Below are 16,530 nucleotides of genomic sequence, written 5' to 3' on the forward strand. Positions count from 1 at the left end.
GCGAGCAGGACCGGAATCAGGGCGAGGACGGCGCTTTGTCGTCGGGCGGGATCAGTGGGCGAGCAGGACCGGGATCAGGGCGAGGACCGCGGGGACGGTCTGGATGTAGATGATGCGGCGGCTGGCGGTGAGGGCGCCGACGACACCGGCGACGGCGACGCAGACCAGGAAGAACACGAGCGGGCCGAAACCGCCGCCGAGCAGGCCCCAGAAGAGGCCGGCGGCCAGGAAGCCGTTGTAGAGGCCCTGGTTGAGGCCGAGGACGCGGGTCTGGGCGGCGAACTCCGGTGTCAGGTTGAAGGCCTTGCGACCCTGGGGCCTGGTCCACAGGAACATCTCGAGAACCGCGATGTACACGTGGATCAGTGCCACGACCGCGGCGAGGACGTTCCCGACGATCATCATGGGGTGGAGCGTACCGGGACCGTGACCACCGCATTCGGCCCGCAGCGGGCGCTGCGGGCCGGATCACCGGGAGACGTCGCCCCGGAAGGCCGACGGGACGGTCCCGACCGCTCTCGGGTGCTGCCGGTCCCGTACCGGAAAGGGATTCAGAGGCCGTAGGTCTTTCCGATGATGTCGCGCTGGATCTCGCTGGTGCCGCCGTAGATGGTGCTGACCAGGGTGGTGCGGACGTGGCGTTCCATGTCGTACTCGGTGGCGTAGCCGTAGCCGCCCATCATCTGCATGCCGGCCAGGGCGACCTCCCGGGCGACCTCGGTGGCCTTCAGTTTCACCATCGAGCTCTCCCGCGGAAGGACCTTGCCGGGGTCGCGGTCGGTCAGGGTGGCGACCCGGTGGACCAGCAGGCGGACGCATTCGATCTCGGTGGCCAGGTCGGCGATCCGGTGGCGCAGCGCCTGGAAGGTGCCGACCGGGCGGCCGAACTGCCTGCGTTCGCGGATGAAGCCGAGGGCGTCGTCGAAGGCGCGCTGCGCGGTGCCGAGCATCAGGGCGGCCAGGATCAGCCGTTCCACGTTGAGGCCGGCCATCAGCTGCTGCCAGCCCTGGTCGACGGTGCCGACCACGGCGTCGGCGGGGACGCGTACGTCGGTGAAGTAGAGGTCGTTGACCTCCTTGCCGCCCATCGTCTCGATGCCGCTGATCCGCAGGCCGGGGCGGTCCGCGGGCACCAGCAGCATGGTGAGGCCGGCATGGTCGCCGGCGCTGCCGCTGGTCCGGGCGACGAGCAGGATCGTGTCGGCGATGTGGGCGTTGGAGCACCACGTCTTCTGGCCGTTGATCACCCAGCCGTCGCCGGTGCGCACGGCGCGGCAGGACAGGTTCGCCACGTCCGACCCGGCCTCCGGCTCGCTCATCGCGATCGCGTGAACGCGGCCGTCGACCAGGCCGCCGAGGACCGTCTTCTTCTGTTCCTCGCTGCCGGAGCGTTGGATGGCGGCGGCGACGATCGCGCTGGTGGTGAAACCGCCGATCGGGGCCTGGCCGTAACCGACGCGTTCCAGGAAGAGGCAGGTGTCGACCATGCCGGCGCCGGAGCCGCCGTACTCCTCGGGAACGGTGACGCCGAGCCAGCCGAGGTCGGCCATCTTCTGGTAGAGGCCGGCGTGGTGCGGGCTGTCGCCGCGCTGCTCGCGCGTGCCGGCCTCGCGGCGGCAGAAGTCGTCGACAGCCGCGGTGAAGGCCCTCTGCTCGTCGCTGATATCGATGCTCATGTCATCACCCTCCCGAGTTAGTGCAGGTGAATCACTACATTGACAGCGACCGTAACATATCAAATATCAAATCCGGGCAGAGAAGCCGTCGAGACGATCGACGGCCGGGGCCGCAAGACTCATCTGCCGGGGCGGGGAGGGCAGGCGCGGATGACGGCCGCGATCGACACGCTCGGAAACGGATCAATGCTCCCAGATGCCCAGGTCGTCGAGGTGTTTGACCAGGCGCTCCGCACCGTCGGTGAAATGTCTGGTCATCGCCGTGCGCGCGGCGCCGGCGTCGGCGGCGGCGAACGCGTCGAGCAGCGCCTCATGGTCGGCGCGCATGCCGTCGCGCCAGCCGGGGTCGGCGGAGTAGACCCGGGCCGGGGTGTACCGAGTGGCGGTGTGCAGGAACCAGCTCAGTTTGCGGGAACGGGCCATCCGGTTCACGGCGCGGTGGAACTCGTACTCGTACGTCTCCACGTCGGCGGCGCGGCGGGCCCGGGCGACCTTGTTGTGCGCCACCCGCAGCTCGGCGATCTGGGCCTCGGTGACCGCGGTCGCGACCCGGGCGGCCAGCTCCCCGGCGATGTCACCCTGCAGCTGGAACACGTCGAGGATGTCCTGGCGCGACAACGGGGCGACCACGTACCCCTTGCGTGGCTCGAGCTCGACCATGTCCTCGCCGCGCAGGGTGAGCAGCGCCTCGCGGACCGGGGTGATGCTGACACCGAGCCCGGCGGCCACCTCTTCGAGCCGGATGCGGGCGCCGGGCCGCAGCTCACCGGACATGATCCGACCGCGCAGGGCGCCGGCGACCTCCTCGGAAAGCATGCCCCCACCTCTCGCTTCATGGGCCGCCAACGTATCAAATATCAAAAAAGGAGGATGTCGACATGGGCCGTTACGACCTGGCGAGACGGATAGCGTCCCTCGATCCGGAACAGGACCACCTGGAGATCTACCAGATCTCGTCGGGGCGGGAGTTCCCCTGGGACTACACCCGGGCGCTGGAGTTCGCGCTGTTCCGGACGTACTGCGTGCCGAGCATCTCGAAGCTCCTCGCGGCGACCGGCGAGTTCCGGGACCGGCCGCAGCGGCGCTACGACGACACGGCGCTGCTGATGGGGGAGATGGCGGCGCACGGGTACGACTCGCCCCGCGGCAAGGAGGCGCTGAAGGTGGTGAACCGGGCGCACGGCCGATACGCCATCAGCAACGACGACATGCTGTACGTGCTGTCGACCTTCGTCTACGACCCGATCGACTGGATCACCCGTTTCGGCTGGCGCTCTCTGCACCCCCACGAGAAGCTGGCCGCCTTCCACTACTACCGGGCCGTCGGCAAGCGGATGGGCATCCGCGACATCCCGGACACGTACCAGTCGTTCCTGGCTTTCAAGCTCTCTTATGAGGAGCGGAATTTCGTTTTCAGTACGACGAATCAGGAGATCGGGCAGTACACCGTGGACCTTTTCGCGGCCTGGTTCCCCGGCCCGCTGCGGCCCGCGGTGCGGCTCGGGGTCCGGGGGATGCTCGACGATCGGATGCTGCGGGCGTTCGGCTTCGACCCGGCGCCGGCCTGGGTGGGCGGCGGGGCCGAGATCTCCCTGAAGGCCCGCGCGTACGCGCTGCGGTTCTTCCCGCCACGCCGGCGATCGGTCCTCGGCGAGTCGAAGCGGAACCGCACCTACCCCGGCTATCCGGGTGCTCTCCAGCCGTCCGACCTCGGCGCCCCTCCCCCGCCGGACGACCTGCCGGCCGAGTTCCGCCGGTCATCACGTCAGGGTCCGGGGGATATTGGCATGCCCTGATGCATTGCCCACCTTCGATATCTGGGGGTTTGCTGTGAGCACCCGACTCCCCCAGATCCCGGAGGTCGTTCATGAGACGACGGTCCTTCGCGGTGCTCGCCGCGGTCGCGCTCTGCGTGTCCACGGCGGTGTCCGCCTCCTCCCCCGCCGGCGCCGAACAGTTCGACGCCGCGGCGGAATACGAGATCTACGACGTACGGACGGTCGCGCAGCGCAACGTCATCGCCCGCACCGGTGTGGCCGTCGACGACATCGAGCACGGCGTCGCCACGGTCACCGCGACCGGCGCCGAGGTGGCCCGGCTCAAGCGGCTCGGGTTCACCGTCGAACCGGCGGCGCGGACGCTTGCCTTCCCGCCCGCGGACGCCGCCTACCACGACTACGCCGAGACGGTCGCCGAGATCAACTCGGTGGTGGCGGCGTACCCGTCGATCGCCAGCAAGCGGGTGATCGGCAAGTCGTACGAGGGCCGCGACATCGTGGCCGTCAAGATCTCCGACAACGTCGGCACCGACGAGGCCGAGCCGGAGGTCCTCTTCGACGCCAACCACCACGCCCGCGAGCACCTGACCGTGGAGCAGGCGCTGTACCTGCTCGGGCAGTTCACCAGGACGTACGCCAGCGACACCCGGGTCAGGAACATCGTCGACACGCGCGAGCTGTGGATCGTGCCGATGGTGAACCCGGACGGCGTCGAGTACGACATCGCCACCGGCAGCTACCGGTCGTGGCGCAAGAACCGGCAGCCGAACAGCGGGTCCAGCTACATCGGCACCGACCCGAACCGGAACTACGGCTACCAGTGGGGTTGCTGCGGCGGCTCCTCCGGCAGCCCGTCGTCGGCCACCTACCGCGGCCCGTCGGCGTTCTCCGCGCCGGAGGTCCGCGCGATCCGCGACTTCGTCAACAGCCGGGTGGTCGGGGGCGTGCAGCAGATCAAGGCGGCGATCGACTTCCACTCGTACTCGAAGCTGGTGCTGTGGCCGTACGGGCACACCACCGCGAACACCGCGACCGGCATGAACGCCGACCAGGCCAACACGTTCGCCACCCTGGGACGGCAGATGGCGGCCACCAACGGGTACACGCCGCAGCAGTCGAGCGACCTCTACATCACCGACGGCGACTCGCTGGACTGGCTGTGGGGTGTGCACAAGATCTTCGCGTACACGTTCGAGCTCTACCCGGGCAGCTCGGGCGGTGGCGGCTTCTACCCGCCGGCCAGCGTGATCCCGGCGGAGACGGCCCGCAACCGGACGGCGGCGCTGATGCTGGCCGAGGCGGCGGACTGCCCGTACAAGGTGATCGGCAAGCAGGCGACCTACTGCTAGACGGTACGGCTGCGCGGCCCCGGCGACCCGACGTCGCCGGGGCCGCGCGGTATAAGCCATGCGGGATGTTTATATCGGTCTATATCAATGGGACGCTCGGTGTACCCCGACCCGAGGAGAACCACATGCGCAGATGGCGAACCCTTCTGGCGATCCTGGCCGCGGCCGTCACGGCGGCCACGATGTCCCCCAACCCGGCCGCGGCGGCCGGCGACCCCGTCACCCCGTACGTCGTCGGCGGCACCCGCGCCGCGCTGGGCGAGTTCCCGTGGATGGTGCGGCTGTCGATGGGCTGCGGCGGCGCCCTCTACAGCCCGACCCTGGTGCTGACCGCGGCCCACTGCGTCAGCCGGACCGGCGCGAACACGTCGATCACGGCCACCCTCGGCGTCGTCGACCTGCAGTCGTCCAGCCGGGTCACCCGCAAGTCGAACTACGTCTACCGGGCGCCCGGCTACAACGGCAACGGCGACGACTGGGCGTTCATCCGCCTGGCCAACCCGGTCACCGGCGTCGCCACGCTGCCGATCGCCACCTCCACCGCGTACGACACCGGCACGTTCACCGTCGCCGGCTGGGGCGCCAACCGGGAAGGCGGCGCGCAGCAGCGCTACCTGCTCAAGGCGAACGTGCCGTTCGTCAGCGACGCCACCTGCAACTCCAGCAGCATGTACGGCGGCCAGGTGATCGCCGCCGAGGAGATCTGCGCCGGCTACACCGCCGGCGGCGTCGACACCTGCCAGGGCGACTCCGGCGGCCCGATGTTCCGCCAGGGCGCCTCCGGCTGGGTCCAGGTCGGCATCGTGAGCTGGGGCGACGGCTGCGCCCGCCCGAACAAGCCGGGCGTCTACACCCAGGTCAGCTACTTCTCCTCGGCGATCCGGTCCGCCGCCACCTCCCTCGGCGGCTGACCTCTCCCACCGTGCGCCGGGCGCCCGCCGACCTCGCGGGCGCCCGGCCCGTGCTCTCGCACGTCTACGCACGCAGCCGGGCGCGGACCTCCATGAGGGCGAAACCGAGCAGGTTCAGGCCGCGCCAGCGGTACGGGTCCGCGGCGCGCTCGTCGTCGCGGGACAGGCCGATGCCCCAGACGCGGTCCAGCGGACTGGCCTCGACCAGCACCCGGTCGCCGCTGTCGAGAAGGTAGTCGCGCATGGCCGGGTCACCGCCGAACTTGGCGAGGTTGCCGGCCACCACGATCGGCGTCCGGTGCTCCTCCCAGACCGCCTGGTCGAAACCGGCGACCCGGCCGCCGAGCTTCTTCGCCTCGTGCGGATGCCCGGCCGCCAGGATCTTCTCCGCCATCGCGGCGTCCCCGAAGAGCACGGCCTTGCGCCACATCATGTAGTGCTCGGCGGTCGCGAACCGCACCCCCTCGACGGTGAACACCGACGGGTACCACTGGCTCAGGTAGCCGCGCCCGGCGTCCTGATGCCCCCAGAAGAACAGGTACTTGACCCGCCGCCCCGCCGCCACGGCCGCCTGCAGGTCAGCGACACCGCGAATCCCCTCGTCCATGACCGCAGAGTCTGCCCTGCCCGGCACCTCCACCGCACGGCGATTTTCAGCCGGCGAAGCGGGGCTGCGGGCCATCGTGCGGTAGGCGGGGACGACGACCGACGGCAGCTCACAGCGGGGGCGATGGCGCATGCCACAGCACGGCCGGGATGATTCGCGGCTTCCTGCCTGAAAAGTCGGCAATTCTGGCTGATCGGCCCAGCCGTAGCCGTTTCCGCGGGTGGCGCGCTTTTGCCGGGCGTAGTTTTCGGGTCATTACCGGGACGCCATTCCGGAGGCCCGGGGACACGGGGAGAAAACACTCATGAACATCGGAAAGCGTTGCGTTCTCGCCGCCGGTGCGTTCGTTCTGGCGACCTCGGGAATCGCGCTCACGGCCACCGCCGCCGCGGCCTCCGAGTCGCATGCCGTGGTCGTGACGGACTCGGCGTACCCGCCGCCGGATCCGTACGGCGACCCGTACCCACCGAACCCGTACCCGCCGAACCCGTACCCGCAGAACCCGTACCCGACCAAGCCCTATCCGCCGAAGCCGTACCCGCCCAAGCCCTACCCGCCCAAGCCGTATCCGCACCCGTGGCCGAAGCCGCCCGGCCAGGGCGGTTACGCGCAGAGCTACCAGCGTGGCTTCGACGCCGGCTACCAGACGGGGTGGAACCAGGCCCGCAAGGACTGCCGCAGGATGATGGGGTACGGCGCGAAGGCGTACAGCCAGTTCGACGAGGACGCCTACGCCAAGGGTTACCAGCGCGGCTTCGATCAGGGATTCGAACGCGCATCCCGGCAGTACTGCTACTAGCAGGACCGCTGCCGGCAAGCTGAAGAACGGCGGCCGGGACATCGCGTCCCGGCCGCCGTTCTCAGCGCTGTCAATGCGCGTAGAGCTCGCCGATCTCCTCGGCATAGCGGTCGGTGATGATCCGGCGGCGCAGTTTCAGCGTCGGCGTGAGTTCGCCGGTCTCCGGCGTCCACCCGCGGGACAGGATCCGGAACGTCTTGATCTGCTCGGGGCGGGACAGTTTCGCGTTCGCCGCCGACACCGCGGCCGCGATCTCGGACCGCAGCACCTCGTCGGCCGCCAGATCGGCGATGGTGCGGACCGGCAAGCCCTTGGACCGGGCCCAGAGCGGGGCGATCTCCTCGTCGAGGACGATCAGGGCGGTGACGTACGGCCGCCGGTCGCCGATCGCGACGGCCTGGGCGATCAGCGGGTGCGCCCGCAGCAGGTTCTCGATCTGGGCGGGTGAGATGTTCTTCCCGCTCGAGTTGATGATCAGTTCCTTCTTGCGGTCGGTGATGGTGAGGAAGCCGTCGTCGTCGAACGCGCCGACGTCGCCGGTGGCCAGCCAGCCGTCCGCGTCGGTGACCGGGTCGACACCGCCGTCGGCGCGCAGGTAGCCGGCGCAGACCAGCGGCCCGCGGACCAGGATCTCGCCGTCGGAGGCGAGCCGGATCTCCATGCCGCCGTTGGGCTTGCCGACCGTACCGGTCCGGAAGGATTCGGGGGTGTTGATCGTCGCCGTGCCGGTGGTCTCGGTCATCCCCCACACCTCGAGCACGTCGATCCCGATACCGGCCAGGTAGAGCAGCACCTCGACCGGGATCGGCGCGGCCCCGCTGCCGGCCCACCGCATGTCGTCCATGCCGAGCTTGGCCCGCAGCGGCTTGAGGATCCGGGCGTCCATGGCCTCGTGCTTCGCGGCGAGCTCGGCCGGGATCGGCTCCTCCGCCGCGCGCAGCCGGTACACCTCCAGAGCCACCTCGCGGGCGGCGTCCACCGCGGCCTTCACCGGCGGCTCTGCGGCGGCGAGCTGCCCCTGCACGCCGGCGACCATCTTCTCCCAGATCCGCGGCACCCCGAAGAACGACACCGGACGGACCGTGACCAGCCCGGCGAGCAGCTGGGCGGGGTCGGGGCAGATGACGACGTGCCCGGCCCGGTAGATCGGGTTGTAGACGCCGAGCACCCGTTCGGCGATGTGCGCCAGCGGCAGGTAGGCCAGCGACCGGGCGTGGTCCGGCGTCTCGATGGTGTGCTGCATGACGACGGTCTGGTAGATGACGTTGTGGTGGGTGAGCACGACGCCTTTCGGGTCGCCGGTGGTCCCGGAGGTGTAGAGCAGGGTGACCGGCTGGTCCGGCCGTACCTCCCGCCAGGTCTTCTCGAAGGCGGCCGGGTCGGCCTGATGGGCCGCGGCGCCACGGGCCCGGACGTGCCGCAGCGTGACGATCCGGCCGGTGTCGGTGTCGCCGTCCCGGTCGGCGACCACCACCCGGCTGATCTCCGGGACGTCGTCGAGGATCGGCGCCCACCGCTGGACGGCCGCCTCGTCCTCCAGCACCACGATCCGGGCACCGCTGTGCCGGGCCAGGTAGCGCAGCTGGTCGGTGGAGAGGGTGGCGTACACGGTGGACGGCAGCGCGCCGAGGTGGACGGCGGCGAGGTCGGCCAGCCAGTGCTCGGGCCGGCTGGACATCATGATCAGCATCCGGTCGCCGGAGCGCAGGCCAAGGTCGGCGAGCCCGCGGGAGAGGGCGGTGACCTCGTCGCGCAACTGCAGCCAGGTGAGGGTGTCCGGCGAGCCGAGCAGGCTGAGCGCCGGCAGGTCGGGGAATTCCGTGGCGTTTCGGTGCAGCAGTGCGGGAATCGTCAGATCGCGCGCCATGTCGGCACAGCGCTGTTCGAGAACGGGATCCATGAGCTGCCTCCTGGAAGGAGCCGAAGACGGGCGGCTATGGCGCGACTGTAAACGCGCACTAACTTCCTGGGAAGGCAGCATGCGAATCCGGCCTAACTTTTTCGCCCGCGATCAGGCGTACAGCACCGCCAGAGTGAGCCGGACCAGATGCCGGTCCATCCCCGAACGACTGTCGAAACGGACCAGCCGGCTCAGGTCGGTGACCAGGTTGAGGCCCGCGTGGACCAGCACCCGGGCCTCGGCGACGGGCAGCCCGGGACGCAGCCGGACGAGCAGCCTGACCCACTCCTCGACGTGCAGCCGCTGCACCTTGCGCAGCTCATGGCGGTCCGCCTCGGGCAGGTTGTTGTTCTCCGCGAGGTAGACCGCGACCAGGGCGCTGCGCTCGAAGGTCAGCTCCACGTAGGACTCGGCCATCCGCCGCAGCGCGTCCTCGTCGCCGGTGGCGCCGGAGAGGGCGGCGGCCGTCGACTCGGCGACGCGCTCGGAGGCGCGGTAGAAGGCGGCGGCGAGGATGTCGGCCTTGCCGGGAAAGTAACGATAGACACTCGACGCATTGATCCCCGCGGCCCGGCCGATGTCCTCGACGCCGACCGCGTGGTACCCGTGCCGGTGGAACAGCTTGATCGACTCGGCGAGCAGGATCTCCCGGCGGGCGGTCACCCCGAGGATCGGCTCGGGCCGCGGGCACTCCGGCTCGGGCACCAGGGGCGTCGGCGGCTCGTCGCGCAGCACCGCCCAGGCCACCCGGCGCAGAGCCGCCTCGGCCCGGCCGCGGACGATCGCGGCCCGGTGCGTGCCGAGGCTGCCGAAGACGCTGAGCACGGCGCGGACCAGGGCGTGCGCGTCCCGGCCGGTCAGCTCGGGGCGCAGCTCCCGCAGCGGCGCGGCCAGCCGCCGGCCCAGCGTGCGCAGCTCGGCCAGGAACTCCGCACGGTGCTCGGGCGTCAGGTACCGCCACTCCCACTGGTAGAGCCCGGCCACCCGGCGGTGCTCGACGGCGAGCCGGGCCAGCACCCCGAGCAGCTGATGCAGCCGCTGCTCCGGGCCGTCCGCGGCGGGCAGGTCGGTGGCGGCCAGCACGGTGTCGACGAGCCGGCGGGTGGCGTGCACGAGCATCGCGTACTTGTTGGGGAAGTGCCGGTAGATCGCCGGGCCGCTGATGCCGACGGCGGTGGCGATCTCGTCGAGGCTGACCCCGTGATAACCGCGCTCGCAGAACATCTCGGCCGCCGCCAGCGCGAGCTGCGCCTTGCGGTTCTTCGGCCGTTTCCGCAACCCCGCGGAGGCCGGTTCGTCAGATGCTGCGATGCTCACCTGGACCAGCCTAGCGGTGATCTGTGGTTCGCCCGACGTTCGACTTCGTATCCTTGACACCTAGCGGAAACATCGGCAAAAGTTAGCCGCAATTCGCATCCAGGGGAGCAGTCGATGACGACCGAGGCCTATCTGTACGACGCCGTGCGGACACCGCGCGGCCGGGGGAAGAAGACCGGATCCCTGCACGGGGTGAAACCCATCTCGCTCGTGGTGGGCCTGATCGACGAGTTGCGGCGGCGTTTCCCGACCGTCGACCCGCAGGACATCGAGGACGTGGTGCTCGGCGTGGTGTCCCCGATCGGCGAGCAGGGCTCCGACATCGCCAAGACCGCCGCCCTCGCCGCCGGCCTGCCGGCCGAGACCGCCGGTGTGCAGCTCAACCGCTTCTGCGGCTCCGGGCTGGAGGCGGTCAACATCGCCGCGCAGAAGGTGCGTTCCGGCTGGGAGGACCTGGTCCTCGCCGGTGGTGTCGAGTCGATGTCGCGGGTGCCGATGGGCTCCGACGGCGGTGCCTGGGCGATGGACCCGGAGACCGCGCTGAACACCGACTTCGTCCCGCAGGGCATCAGCGCCGACCTGATCGCCACGCTCGACGGGTTCAGCCGGGAGACCGTCGACGCGTACGCCGTCGCCTCCCAGCAGAAAGCCGCCCGCGCCTGGGAGAACGGCTGGTTCGACCGCTCGGTCGTGCCGGTCCGCGACCGCAACGGCCTGCTGATCCTCGACCGCGACGAGCACATCCGCGCGGACAGCACGGTGGAGAGCCTGGGCAAGCTGCCCGCCTCCTTCGCCGCCATCGGCGACCAGGGCGGTTTCGACGCGGTCGCGCTCCAGAAATACCACTGGGTCGAGAAGATCAACCACGTGCACTCGCCGGGCAACTCGTCCGGCATCGTGGACGGCGCGGCCCTCGTGCTGATCGGCTCGGCCCGGGCCGGCGAGCGGGCCGGCATCGCCCCGCGCGCCCGGATCGTGTCGGCCGCGCTCAGCGGCGCCGACGCCACCATCATGCTGACCGGCCCGGCGCCGGCCGCGCGCAAGGCCCTGGACAAGGCCGGGCTGACCGTCGACGACCTGGACCTGGTCGAGATCAACGAGGCGTTCGCGGCGGTCGTGCTGCACTTCGTCGACGACCTCAAGCTGGACCCGGAGAAGGTCAACGTCAACGGAGGCGCGATCGCGATGGGCCACCCGCTGGGCGCCACCGGCGCCATGATCCTCGGCACCCTCGTCGACGAGCTCGAGCGGCGCGGCGGCCGGTACGGCCTGGCCACGCTCTGCATCGGCGGCGGCATGGGCATCGCCACCATCGTCGAACGGCTCTGAGGGGAAATCGAACGTGTCTGAGACCATCCGTTACGACCGCGGTGACGACGGCATCGTCATCCTGACGCTCGACGACCCGAGCCGCGGCGCCAACACCATGAACGACGCGTACGTGGCCAGCATGGAGGCCACCGTCAGCCGCCTGGAGGCGGAACGCGACGAGATCGCCGGCGTGATCATCACGTCGGCGAAGAGCTCGTGGTTCGCCGGCGGCGACCTGGACCAGCTCGGCTCGGTGCCGGCCGACCGCGGTCAGGACGTGTTCGACACGTCCACCCGGGTCAAGGGCCAGCTGCGGCGGCTGGAGACGCTGGGCAAGCCGGTGGTCGCCGCGCTGAACGGGTCGGCCCTGGGCGGCGGCCTGGAACTGGCGCTCGCCACCCACCACCGGATCGCGCTGAACAACCCGAAGCTGGAGGTGGGCCTGCCGGAGGTCACCCTCGGGCTGCTGCCGGCCGGCGGCGGTGTGGTCCGCACGGTGCGGCTGCTCGGCCTGGCCACCGCGCTGATGGAGGTGCTGCTCAAGGGCACCCGGCACAAGGTGGCCAAGGCCCGGCAGCTGGGCCTGATCGACGAGGTCGTGGAGACCCCGGAGCAGCTGATCACCGCCGCGAAGGCGTGGATCGCGGCGAACCCGTCGGCCGCCCAGCCGTGGGACACCAAGGGTCACCGGATCCCCGGCGGCACCCCGTCCACCCCGGCCCTGGCCGCGATGCTGCCGGCCTTCCCGGCCAACCTGCGCAAGCAGCTCAAGGGCGCGAACTACCCGGCGCCGAAGAACATCCTGTCGGCCGCGGTCGAGGGCGCGCAGGTCGATGTGGACACCGCGTTCGTCATCGAGACGCGGTACTTCGTCGATCTGGTCACCGGCCCGGTCGCCAAGAACATGGTCAAGGCGTTCTTCTTCGACCTCAACGAGGTCAGCCGGCGCGACATCGGCGAGGTCCCGCCGATCACCAAGGTGGCGGTGCTCGGCGCCGGCATGATGGGCGCCGCGATCGCGTACGTCTGCGCCCGCGCCGGCCTGCCGACCGTGCTCCGCGACGTCAGCCTGGAGGGCGCCCGGCGCGGCAGGGGCTACTCGGAGAAGCTGGTCGCCAAGGACGTCGAGCGCGGCCGGATCACCCAGGAGAAGGGCCGGTCCCTGCTCGACCTGATCACCGCCACCGACCAGGTGTCCGACCTGGCCGGCGCCGACCTGGTGATCGAGGCGGTCTTCGAGGACCCGGCGCTCAAGCACAAGGTGTTCGCCGAGATCGAGGGCATCGTCGCGCCGGACGCGCTGCTCTGCTCCAACACCTCGACGCTGCCGATCACGCTGCTCGCCGAGGGGGTCACCCGGCAGGCGGACTTCATCGGGCTGCACTTCTTCTCCCCGGTCGACAAGATGCCCCTGGTCGAGATCATCAAGGGCGAGAAGACCGGAGAGCTCGCGGTACGCCGTGCACTCGACGTGGTGCGGCGACTGCGCAAGACCCCGATCGTGGTCGGCGACAGCCGTGGCTTCTTCACCAGCCGGGTGATCGGCACCTTCACCACCGAGGGCATCGCGATGCTCGCCGAGGGTGTCCCGCCGGCCAGCATCGAGCAGGCCAGCAGCCAGGCCGGTTACCCCGCGCCGGTGCTGCAGCTGATGGACGAGCTGACCCTCACCCTGCCGCGGAAGATCCGCAACGAGTACCGCGCGGCCGCCACCGCCGCCGGGCAGCAGTGGGCGGCGCACCCGGCCGACGAGGTCATCGACCGGATGATCGACGAGTTCCAGCGGCCGGGCCGGGCCGGTGGCGCGGGCTTCTACGAGTACACCGACGGCAAGCGCACCGGGCTCTGGCCGGGCCTGTCCGCCTTCGCCAAGCCCGGTGTGGACATCCCGTTCGAGGACCTGAAGGAGCGGATGCTCTTCATCGAGGCGATCGAGACGGTGAAGTGCCTGGACGAGGGGGTGCTCGGCTCGGTCGCCGAGGCGAACATCGGCTCGATCCTCGGCATCGGCTACCCCGGCTGGACCGGTGGCGTCCTGCAGTACATCAACCAGTACGCCGGCGGGCTGCCGGGCTTCGTGGCCCGGGCCCGTGAGCTGGCCGAGCGGTACGGCGACCGGTTCACCCCGCCGCCGCTGCTGCTGGCCAAGGCCGACGCGGGCGAGACGTTCGTCTAGAAACCTTCGGTGTGTGTGGTCCGGGCGTGTACGGCGGCCGAACCGCACACACCGAAGCGGCGAAATCCGACACCCGGCCGATGCATGATCGATGATCTCCGGACTACCGTCCATGCCGGAGGTTGATCATGCATTGGGAACCGGAGTTACCCAGCGGCCCGGCGGGTGAGCCGTGGACCCCCGCGGTCCAGGCCCTGCTGCGGCATCTGGAGCAGTCACAGTTCGACGGCGTGCCACCGGCCGGCGCCGGCTCGACCGGCCCGGCGCTGCCCTGGCCCGAGTGGGCCCGCGAGGACGACACGCTCTGGCAGGTCGCCCAATGGCTGCGCGAGTACCACGAGGCGGTCGCCGATTTCGTCCCGCCCGCCGACGCGGTCTGGCGCAAGGGCGGCAGCTGGGAACCCGGCCTGATCATCGGGCACAACGACACGGCGCCGTACAACGCCACCCGCTCCGGCCGGCGCCTCACCGGCTTCGTCGGCTGGGACTTCGCCGGGCCGGTCACCCGGGACGCCGATCTCGCCTTCACCGCGTTCGCCTGGGTGCCGCTGAACGCCCACGGCGATGCCGCCGCGGAGGGCTGGACGTCGCTCGTCGACCGTCCGCGACGGCTGCGGTTGCTCCTCGACGCGTACGGCTGGCGCGGCACCGCCGGCGGCATGGTCCGCGAGGTCCGCGACCGGATCAGCGCCGCCATCCACGACATCCGCCGTCTGGCCACGGCCGGTGACCACGACTGCCGTGAACTGATCCGTACCGGCCTCGATCTGCGCCTCGCCGCCGCCGTGAAGGAGCTCGCCACCTTCCCCGGCTGACCGGCCGGCCCCGTGCGGTCGCCGTCTCGTACCGGTACCCACCGCGCTCAGCCCGGCGGTCGCGGCAAAGGCGCGACGGTCGCCCGCCTCGCGTGGGGGCCGACGGGACGGGTCACGCTGGGCGGAACGGTGACGGGCGTACCATTAAACGGGTTTTGTCCGGAAAGCCGCTGATAGTAGGCGTTGGACCGGGACAACTCGTCGTGCGTCCCCTCCGCGGCGATCCGGCCGCTCTCGACCACCATGATCCGGTCGGCGGCCCGGACCGTCGAGAAGCGGTGCGCGATGACCAGCACCGCGCACACCGACGACACCTCGTGCAGGGTCGTGGCCAGGGTCTGCTCGCTCTCCGGGTCGAGATGGGCGGTGGGTTCGTCGAGCAGGATCAGGTCCGGCCGGGCCAGCAGGCAGCGGGCGATCGCGACCCGCTGGCGCTGACCGCCGGAGAGCCGCCGCCCGGCGTCACCGACCGGGGTGTCCAGGCCGTCCGGCAGCCCGCTGACCACCCGGTGCAGCCCGGTCATCGCCAGCACCCGGCGGATCTCCCGGTCGTCGACCGGCCCGGCGCCGTAGAGCAGGTTCTCCCGCAGGGTGCCGGCCAGCAGACGGCTGTCCTGGTCGACCAGGCCGACGGCGGCGCGGAGCCGGGCGTACCGGATCAGCCGCACGTTCCGCCCGCCCAGGAGCACCGCGCCCCGGTCCGGCTCGTAGAACCGCTCGGCCAGCGCGAAGATCGTCGACTTGCCCGCCCCGGACGGTCCGACCAGGGCGACCTGCCCGCGGACCGGCACCGTGAACCGGGCGCCGCGCAGCACCGGCCGCCCCGGCCGGTAAGCGAACCAGACGTCCCGGAACTCCAGCGCCGGCGCGGCCCGGGCGGCGCGCGGCGACGGGACCACCCCGACGGCCCGGTCCTTCTCGGTGGGCATCGCCAGCACCTCGTTGATCCGGTGCAGCGCGCCGGAGCCCTGCTGCACCGCGCTGACCGCCTGGAAGATCTCGTAGACCGGAGCGGCCAGGTACGTCATGGCGAGCGTGAACGCGACCAGGTCGCCGAGCGTGATCGCCCCGGACGACACCCGGGTCGCGCCGAGCAGCAGCACCGCCAGGAACGCGCCGCTGACCGCCAGGTCGTTGGCCGGCCCGCTGAGCGCGACCATCCCGGCCGTCCGGAGGTTCGCCAGGTACGCGCCGCGCGCCGACGACTCCAGCCGCTCCTCCTCGGCCGCCTCGGCCCGGCAGGCCCGGACCAGCCGGATACCGCCGAGGGCCCGTTCCAGATCGGCAGCGAGCAGACCCTCGGCGGTCTGCGCGGCCCGGGACTCGATCCGCACCCGCCGCACCACCGCCAGCAGCGCGGCGAACGAGCCGCCGAACAGGATCACCACCGCCCCGAGCAGCCACGGGTCGAGCCAGCCGAGCAGGCCGAGCGCGGCGGCCAGCCCGATCGTCCCGGCCAGCCCGGTGCCGAGGCTCTGCGCGATCAGCGTCTTCACGGCGACCGTGTCGCCGCAGGCCCGGGCGATCAGGTCACCGATCCGGCCGGCGTCCAGCGCCGCGATCCGCACCCGCAGCAGGTGGCCGGTGACGCGCCGGCGCAGGTCGAGGGTCATCGTCTCGCCGGTGTGCGCCTGCACGTACCGGGCCAGCGCCAGCGCGGCGGCCTGCGCGGTGAACAGCGCGATCAGCGCCCCGATCACCGGCCACGGCAGGCGCCCGGCCACGGCGCCGTCGACGGCGGTGCGGGCCAGCAGCGGCTGGGTCAGCGCCAGCAGCGTGCCGAGCAGGCCGAGCCCCGCGGCGGTGAGGATCGCGCGGCGGTATCCGCGGGTCAGCCGGCGCAGGTCCCGCCACCGGGCCAGATCCGCCATGGCAACCCCTCTCGACGGGA

Annotated in this window: 13 protein-coding genes and 1 pseudogene; 7 read left to right on the forward strand and 7 right to left on the reverse strand. The window is 71.1% G+C overall.

All coding sequences use genetic code 11. The features are described from left to right. Positions 1–51: 51 nt before the first annotated feature. The 3 genes from Aut01nite_RS39110 to Aut01nite_RS39120 all read right to left on the reverse strand — a co-directional run bounded on the left by Aut01nite_RS39110 (position 52) and on the right by Aut01nite_RS39120 (position 2,492). Positions 52–405 carry a DUF1304 domain-containing protein gene (locus Aut01nite_RS39110; protein WP_063958817.1) on the reverse strand — a complete coding sequence of 118 codons (354 nt, stop codon included), beginning with the start codon at positions 403–405 and terminating at the stop codon, positions 52–54. A 146-nt stretch (positions 406–551) separates the two neighbouring features. After that, positions 552–1,676: an acyl-CoA dehydrogenase family protein gene (locus Aut01nite_RS39115; protein ID WP_043528424.1), complete on the reverse strand. Its 1,125-nt coding sequence runs from the start codon at positions 1,674–1,676 to the stop codon at positions 552–554. 183 nt (positions 1,677–1,859) lie between these two features. Then, on the reverse strand, positions 1,860–2,492 hold the full coding sequence (locus Aut01nite_RS39120; RefSeq protein WP_052164124.1) for a GntR family transcriptional regulator: 633 nt from the start codon (positions 2,490–2,492) through the stop codon (positions 1,860–1,862). Positions 2,493–2,554: 62 nt separating this feature from the next. Between Aut01nite_RS39120 and Aut01nite_RS39125 the strand changes: the two genes are divergently transcribed. From Aut01nite_RS39125 to Aut01nite_RS39135, 3 genes and pseudogenes are all read left to right on the forward strand, one after another. Further along, positions 2,555–3,472, forward strand: coding sequence for an oxygenase MpaB family protein (locus Aut01nite_RS39125; protein WP_043528421.1), 918 nt, complete (start codon positions 2,555–2,557; stop codon positions 3,470–3,472). A gap of 71 nt (positions 3,473–3,543) precedes the next feature. Then, a pseudogene (locus Aut01nite_RS39130) lies at positions 3,544–4,800 on the forward strand (M14 family metallopeptidase); the annotation flags it as partial. 128 nt (positions 4,801–4,928) lie between these two features. Beyond that, on the forward strand, positions 4,929–5,714 hold the full coding sequence (locus tag Aut01nite_RS39135; RefSeq protein ID WP_043528418.1) for a S1 family peptidase: 786 nt from the start codon (positions 4,929–4,931) through the stop codon (positions 5,712–5,714). A 64-nt stretch (positions 5,715–5,778) separates the two neighbouring features. On the opposite strand, the gene ybiA is transcribed toward Aut01nite_RS39135, so the two are convergent. Continuing rightward, positions 5,779–6,321, reverse strand: coding sequence for a riboflavin biosynthesis intermediates N-glycosidase (ybiA, locus tag Aut01nite_RS39140; RefSeq protein ID WP_043528416.1), 543 nt, complete (start codon positions 6,319–6,321; stop codon positions 5,779–5,781). A 304-nt stretch (positions 6,322–6,625) separates the two neighbouring features. Between ybiA and Aut01nite_RS39145 the strand changes: the two genes are divergently transcribed. Beyond that, positions 6,626–7,120, forward strand: a complete 495-nt coding sequence (locus Aut01nite_RS39145) for a FliH/SctL family protein (protein ID WP_043528415.1) — start codon at positions 6,626–6,628, stop codon at positions 7,118–7,120. Between the two features lie 70 nt (positions 7,121–7,190). Here Aut01nite_RS39145 and Aut01nite_RS39150 read toward each other — a convergent pair whose 3' ends face one another. Further along, entirely contained in the window at positions 7,191–9,020 is a 1,830-nt protein-coding gene (locus tag Aut01nite_RS39150) for an AMP-dependent synthetase/ligase (protein ID WP_043528413.1), read from the reverse strand. A 111-nt stretch (positions 9,021–9,131) separates the two neighbouring features. Next, positions 9,132–10,337, reverse strand: a complete 1,206-nt coding sequence (locus Aut01nite_RS39155; RefSeq protein ID WP_052164122.1) for a TetR/AcrR family transcriptional regulator — start codon at positions 10,335–10,337, stop codon at positions 9,132–9,134. A 114-nt stretch (positions 10,338–10,451) separates the two neighbouring features. Between Aut01nite_RS39155 and Aut01nite_RS39160 the strand changes: the two genes are divergently transcribed. From Aut01nite_RS39160 to Aut01nite_RS39170, 3 genes are all read left to right on the forward strand, one after another. Beyond that, positions 10,452–11,666 (forward strand): acetyl-CoA C-acetyltransferase, encoded by a 1,215-nt coding sequence (locus Aut01nite_RS39160; protein WP_043528412.1) that lies wholly within the window; start codon positions 10,452–10,454, stop codon positions 11,664–11,666. A gap of 13 nt (positions 11,667–11,679) precedes the next feature. Further along, positions 11,680–13,824, forward strand: coding sequence for a 3-hydroxyacyl-CoA dehydrogenase NAD-binding domain-containing protein (locus Aut01nite_RS39165; RefSeq protein WP_204037905.1), 2,145 nt, complete (start codon positions 11,680–11,682; stop codon positions 13,822–13,824). Between the two features lie 128 nt (positions 13,825–13,952). Next, positions 13,953–14,639: a phosphotransferase gene (locus Aut01nite_RS39170; RefSeq protein WP_052164121.1), complete on the forward strand. Its 687-nt coding sequence runs from the start codon at positions 13,953–13,955 to the stop codon at positions 14,637–14,639. 47 nt (positions 14,640–14,686) lie between these two features. On the opposite strand, the gene Aut01nite_RS39175 is transcribed toward Aut01nite_RS39170, so the two are convergent. Beyond that, positions 14,687–16,510, reverse strand: coding sequence for an ABC transporter ATP-binding protein (locus Aut01nite_RS39175; RefSeq protein ID WP_052164119.1), 1,824 nt, complete (start codon positions 16,508–16,510; stop codon positions 14,687–14,689). Positions 16,511–16,530: the final 20 nt, after the last annotated feature.

Origin of the sequence: Actinoplanes utahensis, from assembly GCF_016862455.1 — a bacterium.
GTDB lineage: Bacteria > Actinomycetota > Actinomycetes > Mycobacteriales > Micromonosporaceae > Actinoplanes > Actinoplanes utahensis.

Bases quoted from the DNA above. Each gene is read 5' to 3' on its own strand.
- Aut01nite_RS39110 (WP_063958817.1), bottom strand. From the start codon at position 405: ATGATGATCGTCGGGAACGTCCTCGCCGCGGTCGTGGCACTGATCCAC.
- Aut01nite_RS39115 (WP_043528424.1), bottom strand. From the start codon at position 1,676: ATGAGCATCGATATCAGCGACGAGCAGAGGGCCTTCACCGCGGCTGTC.
- Aut01nite_RS39120 (WP_052164124.1), bottom strand. From the start codon at position 2,492: ATGCTTTCCGAGGAGGTCGCCGGCGCCCTGCGCGGTCGGATCATGTCC.
- Aut01nite_RS39125 (WP_043528421.1), top strand. From the start codon at position 2,555: ATGGGCCGTTACGACCTGGCGAGACGGATAGCGTCCCTCGATCCGGAA.
- Aut01nite_RS39135 (WP_043528418.1), top strand. From the start codon at position 4,929: ATGCGCAGATGGCGAACCCTTCTGGCGATCCTGGCCGCGGCCGTCACG.
- ybiA (WP_043528416.1), bottom strand. From the start codon at position 6,321: ATGGACGAGGGGATTCGCGGTGTCGCTGACCTGCAGGCGGCCGTGGCG.
- Aut01nite_RS39145 (WP_043528415.1), top strand. From the start codon at position 6,626: ATGAACATCGGAAAGCGTTGCGTTCTCGCCGCCGGTGCGTTCGTTCTG.
- Aut01nite_RS39150 (WP_043528413.1), bottom strand. From the start codon at position 9,020: ATGGATCCCGTTCTCGAACAGCGCTGTGCCGACATGGCGCGCGATCTG.
- Aut01nite_RS39160 (WP_043528412.1), top strand. From the start codon at position 10,452: ATGACGACCGAGGCCTATCTGTACGACGCCGTGCGGACACCGCGCGGC.
- Aut01nite_RS39170 (WP_052164121.1), top strand. From the start codon at position 13,953: ATGCATTGGGAACCGGAGTTACCCAGCGGCCCGGCGGGTGAGCCGTGG.
- Aut01nite_RS39175 (WP_052164119.1), bottom strand. From the start codon at position 16,510: ATGGCGGATCTGGCCCGGTGGCGGGACCTGCGCCGGCTGACCCGCGGA.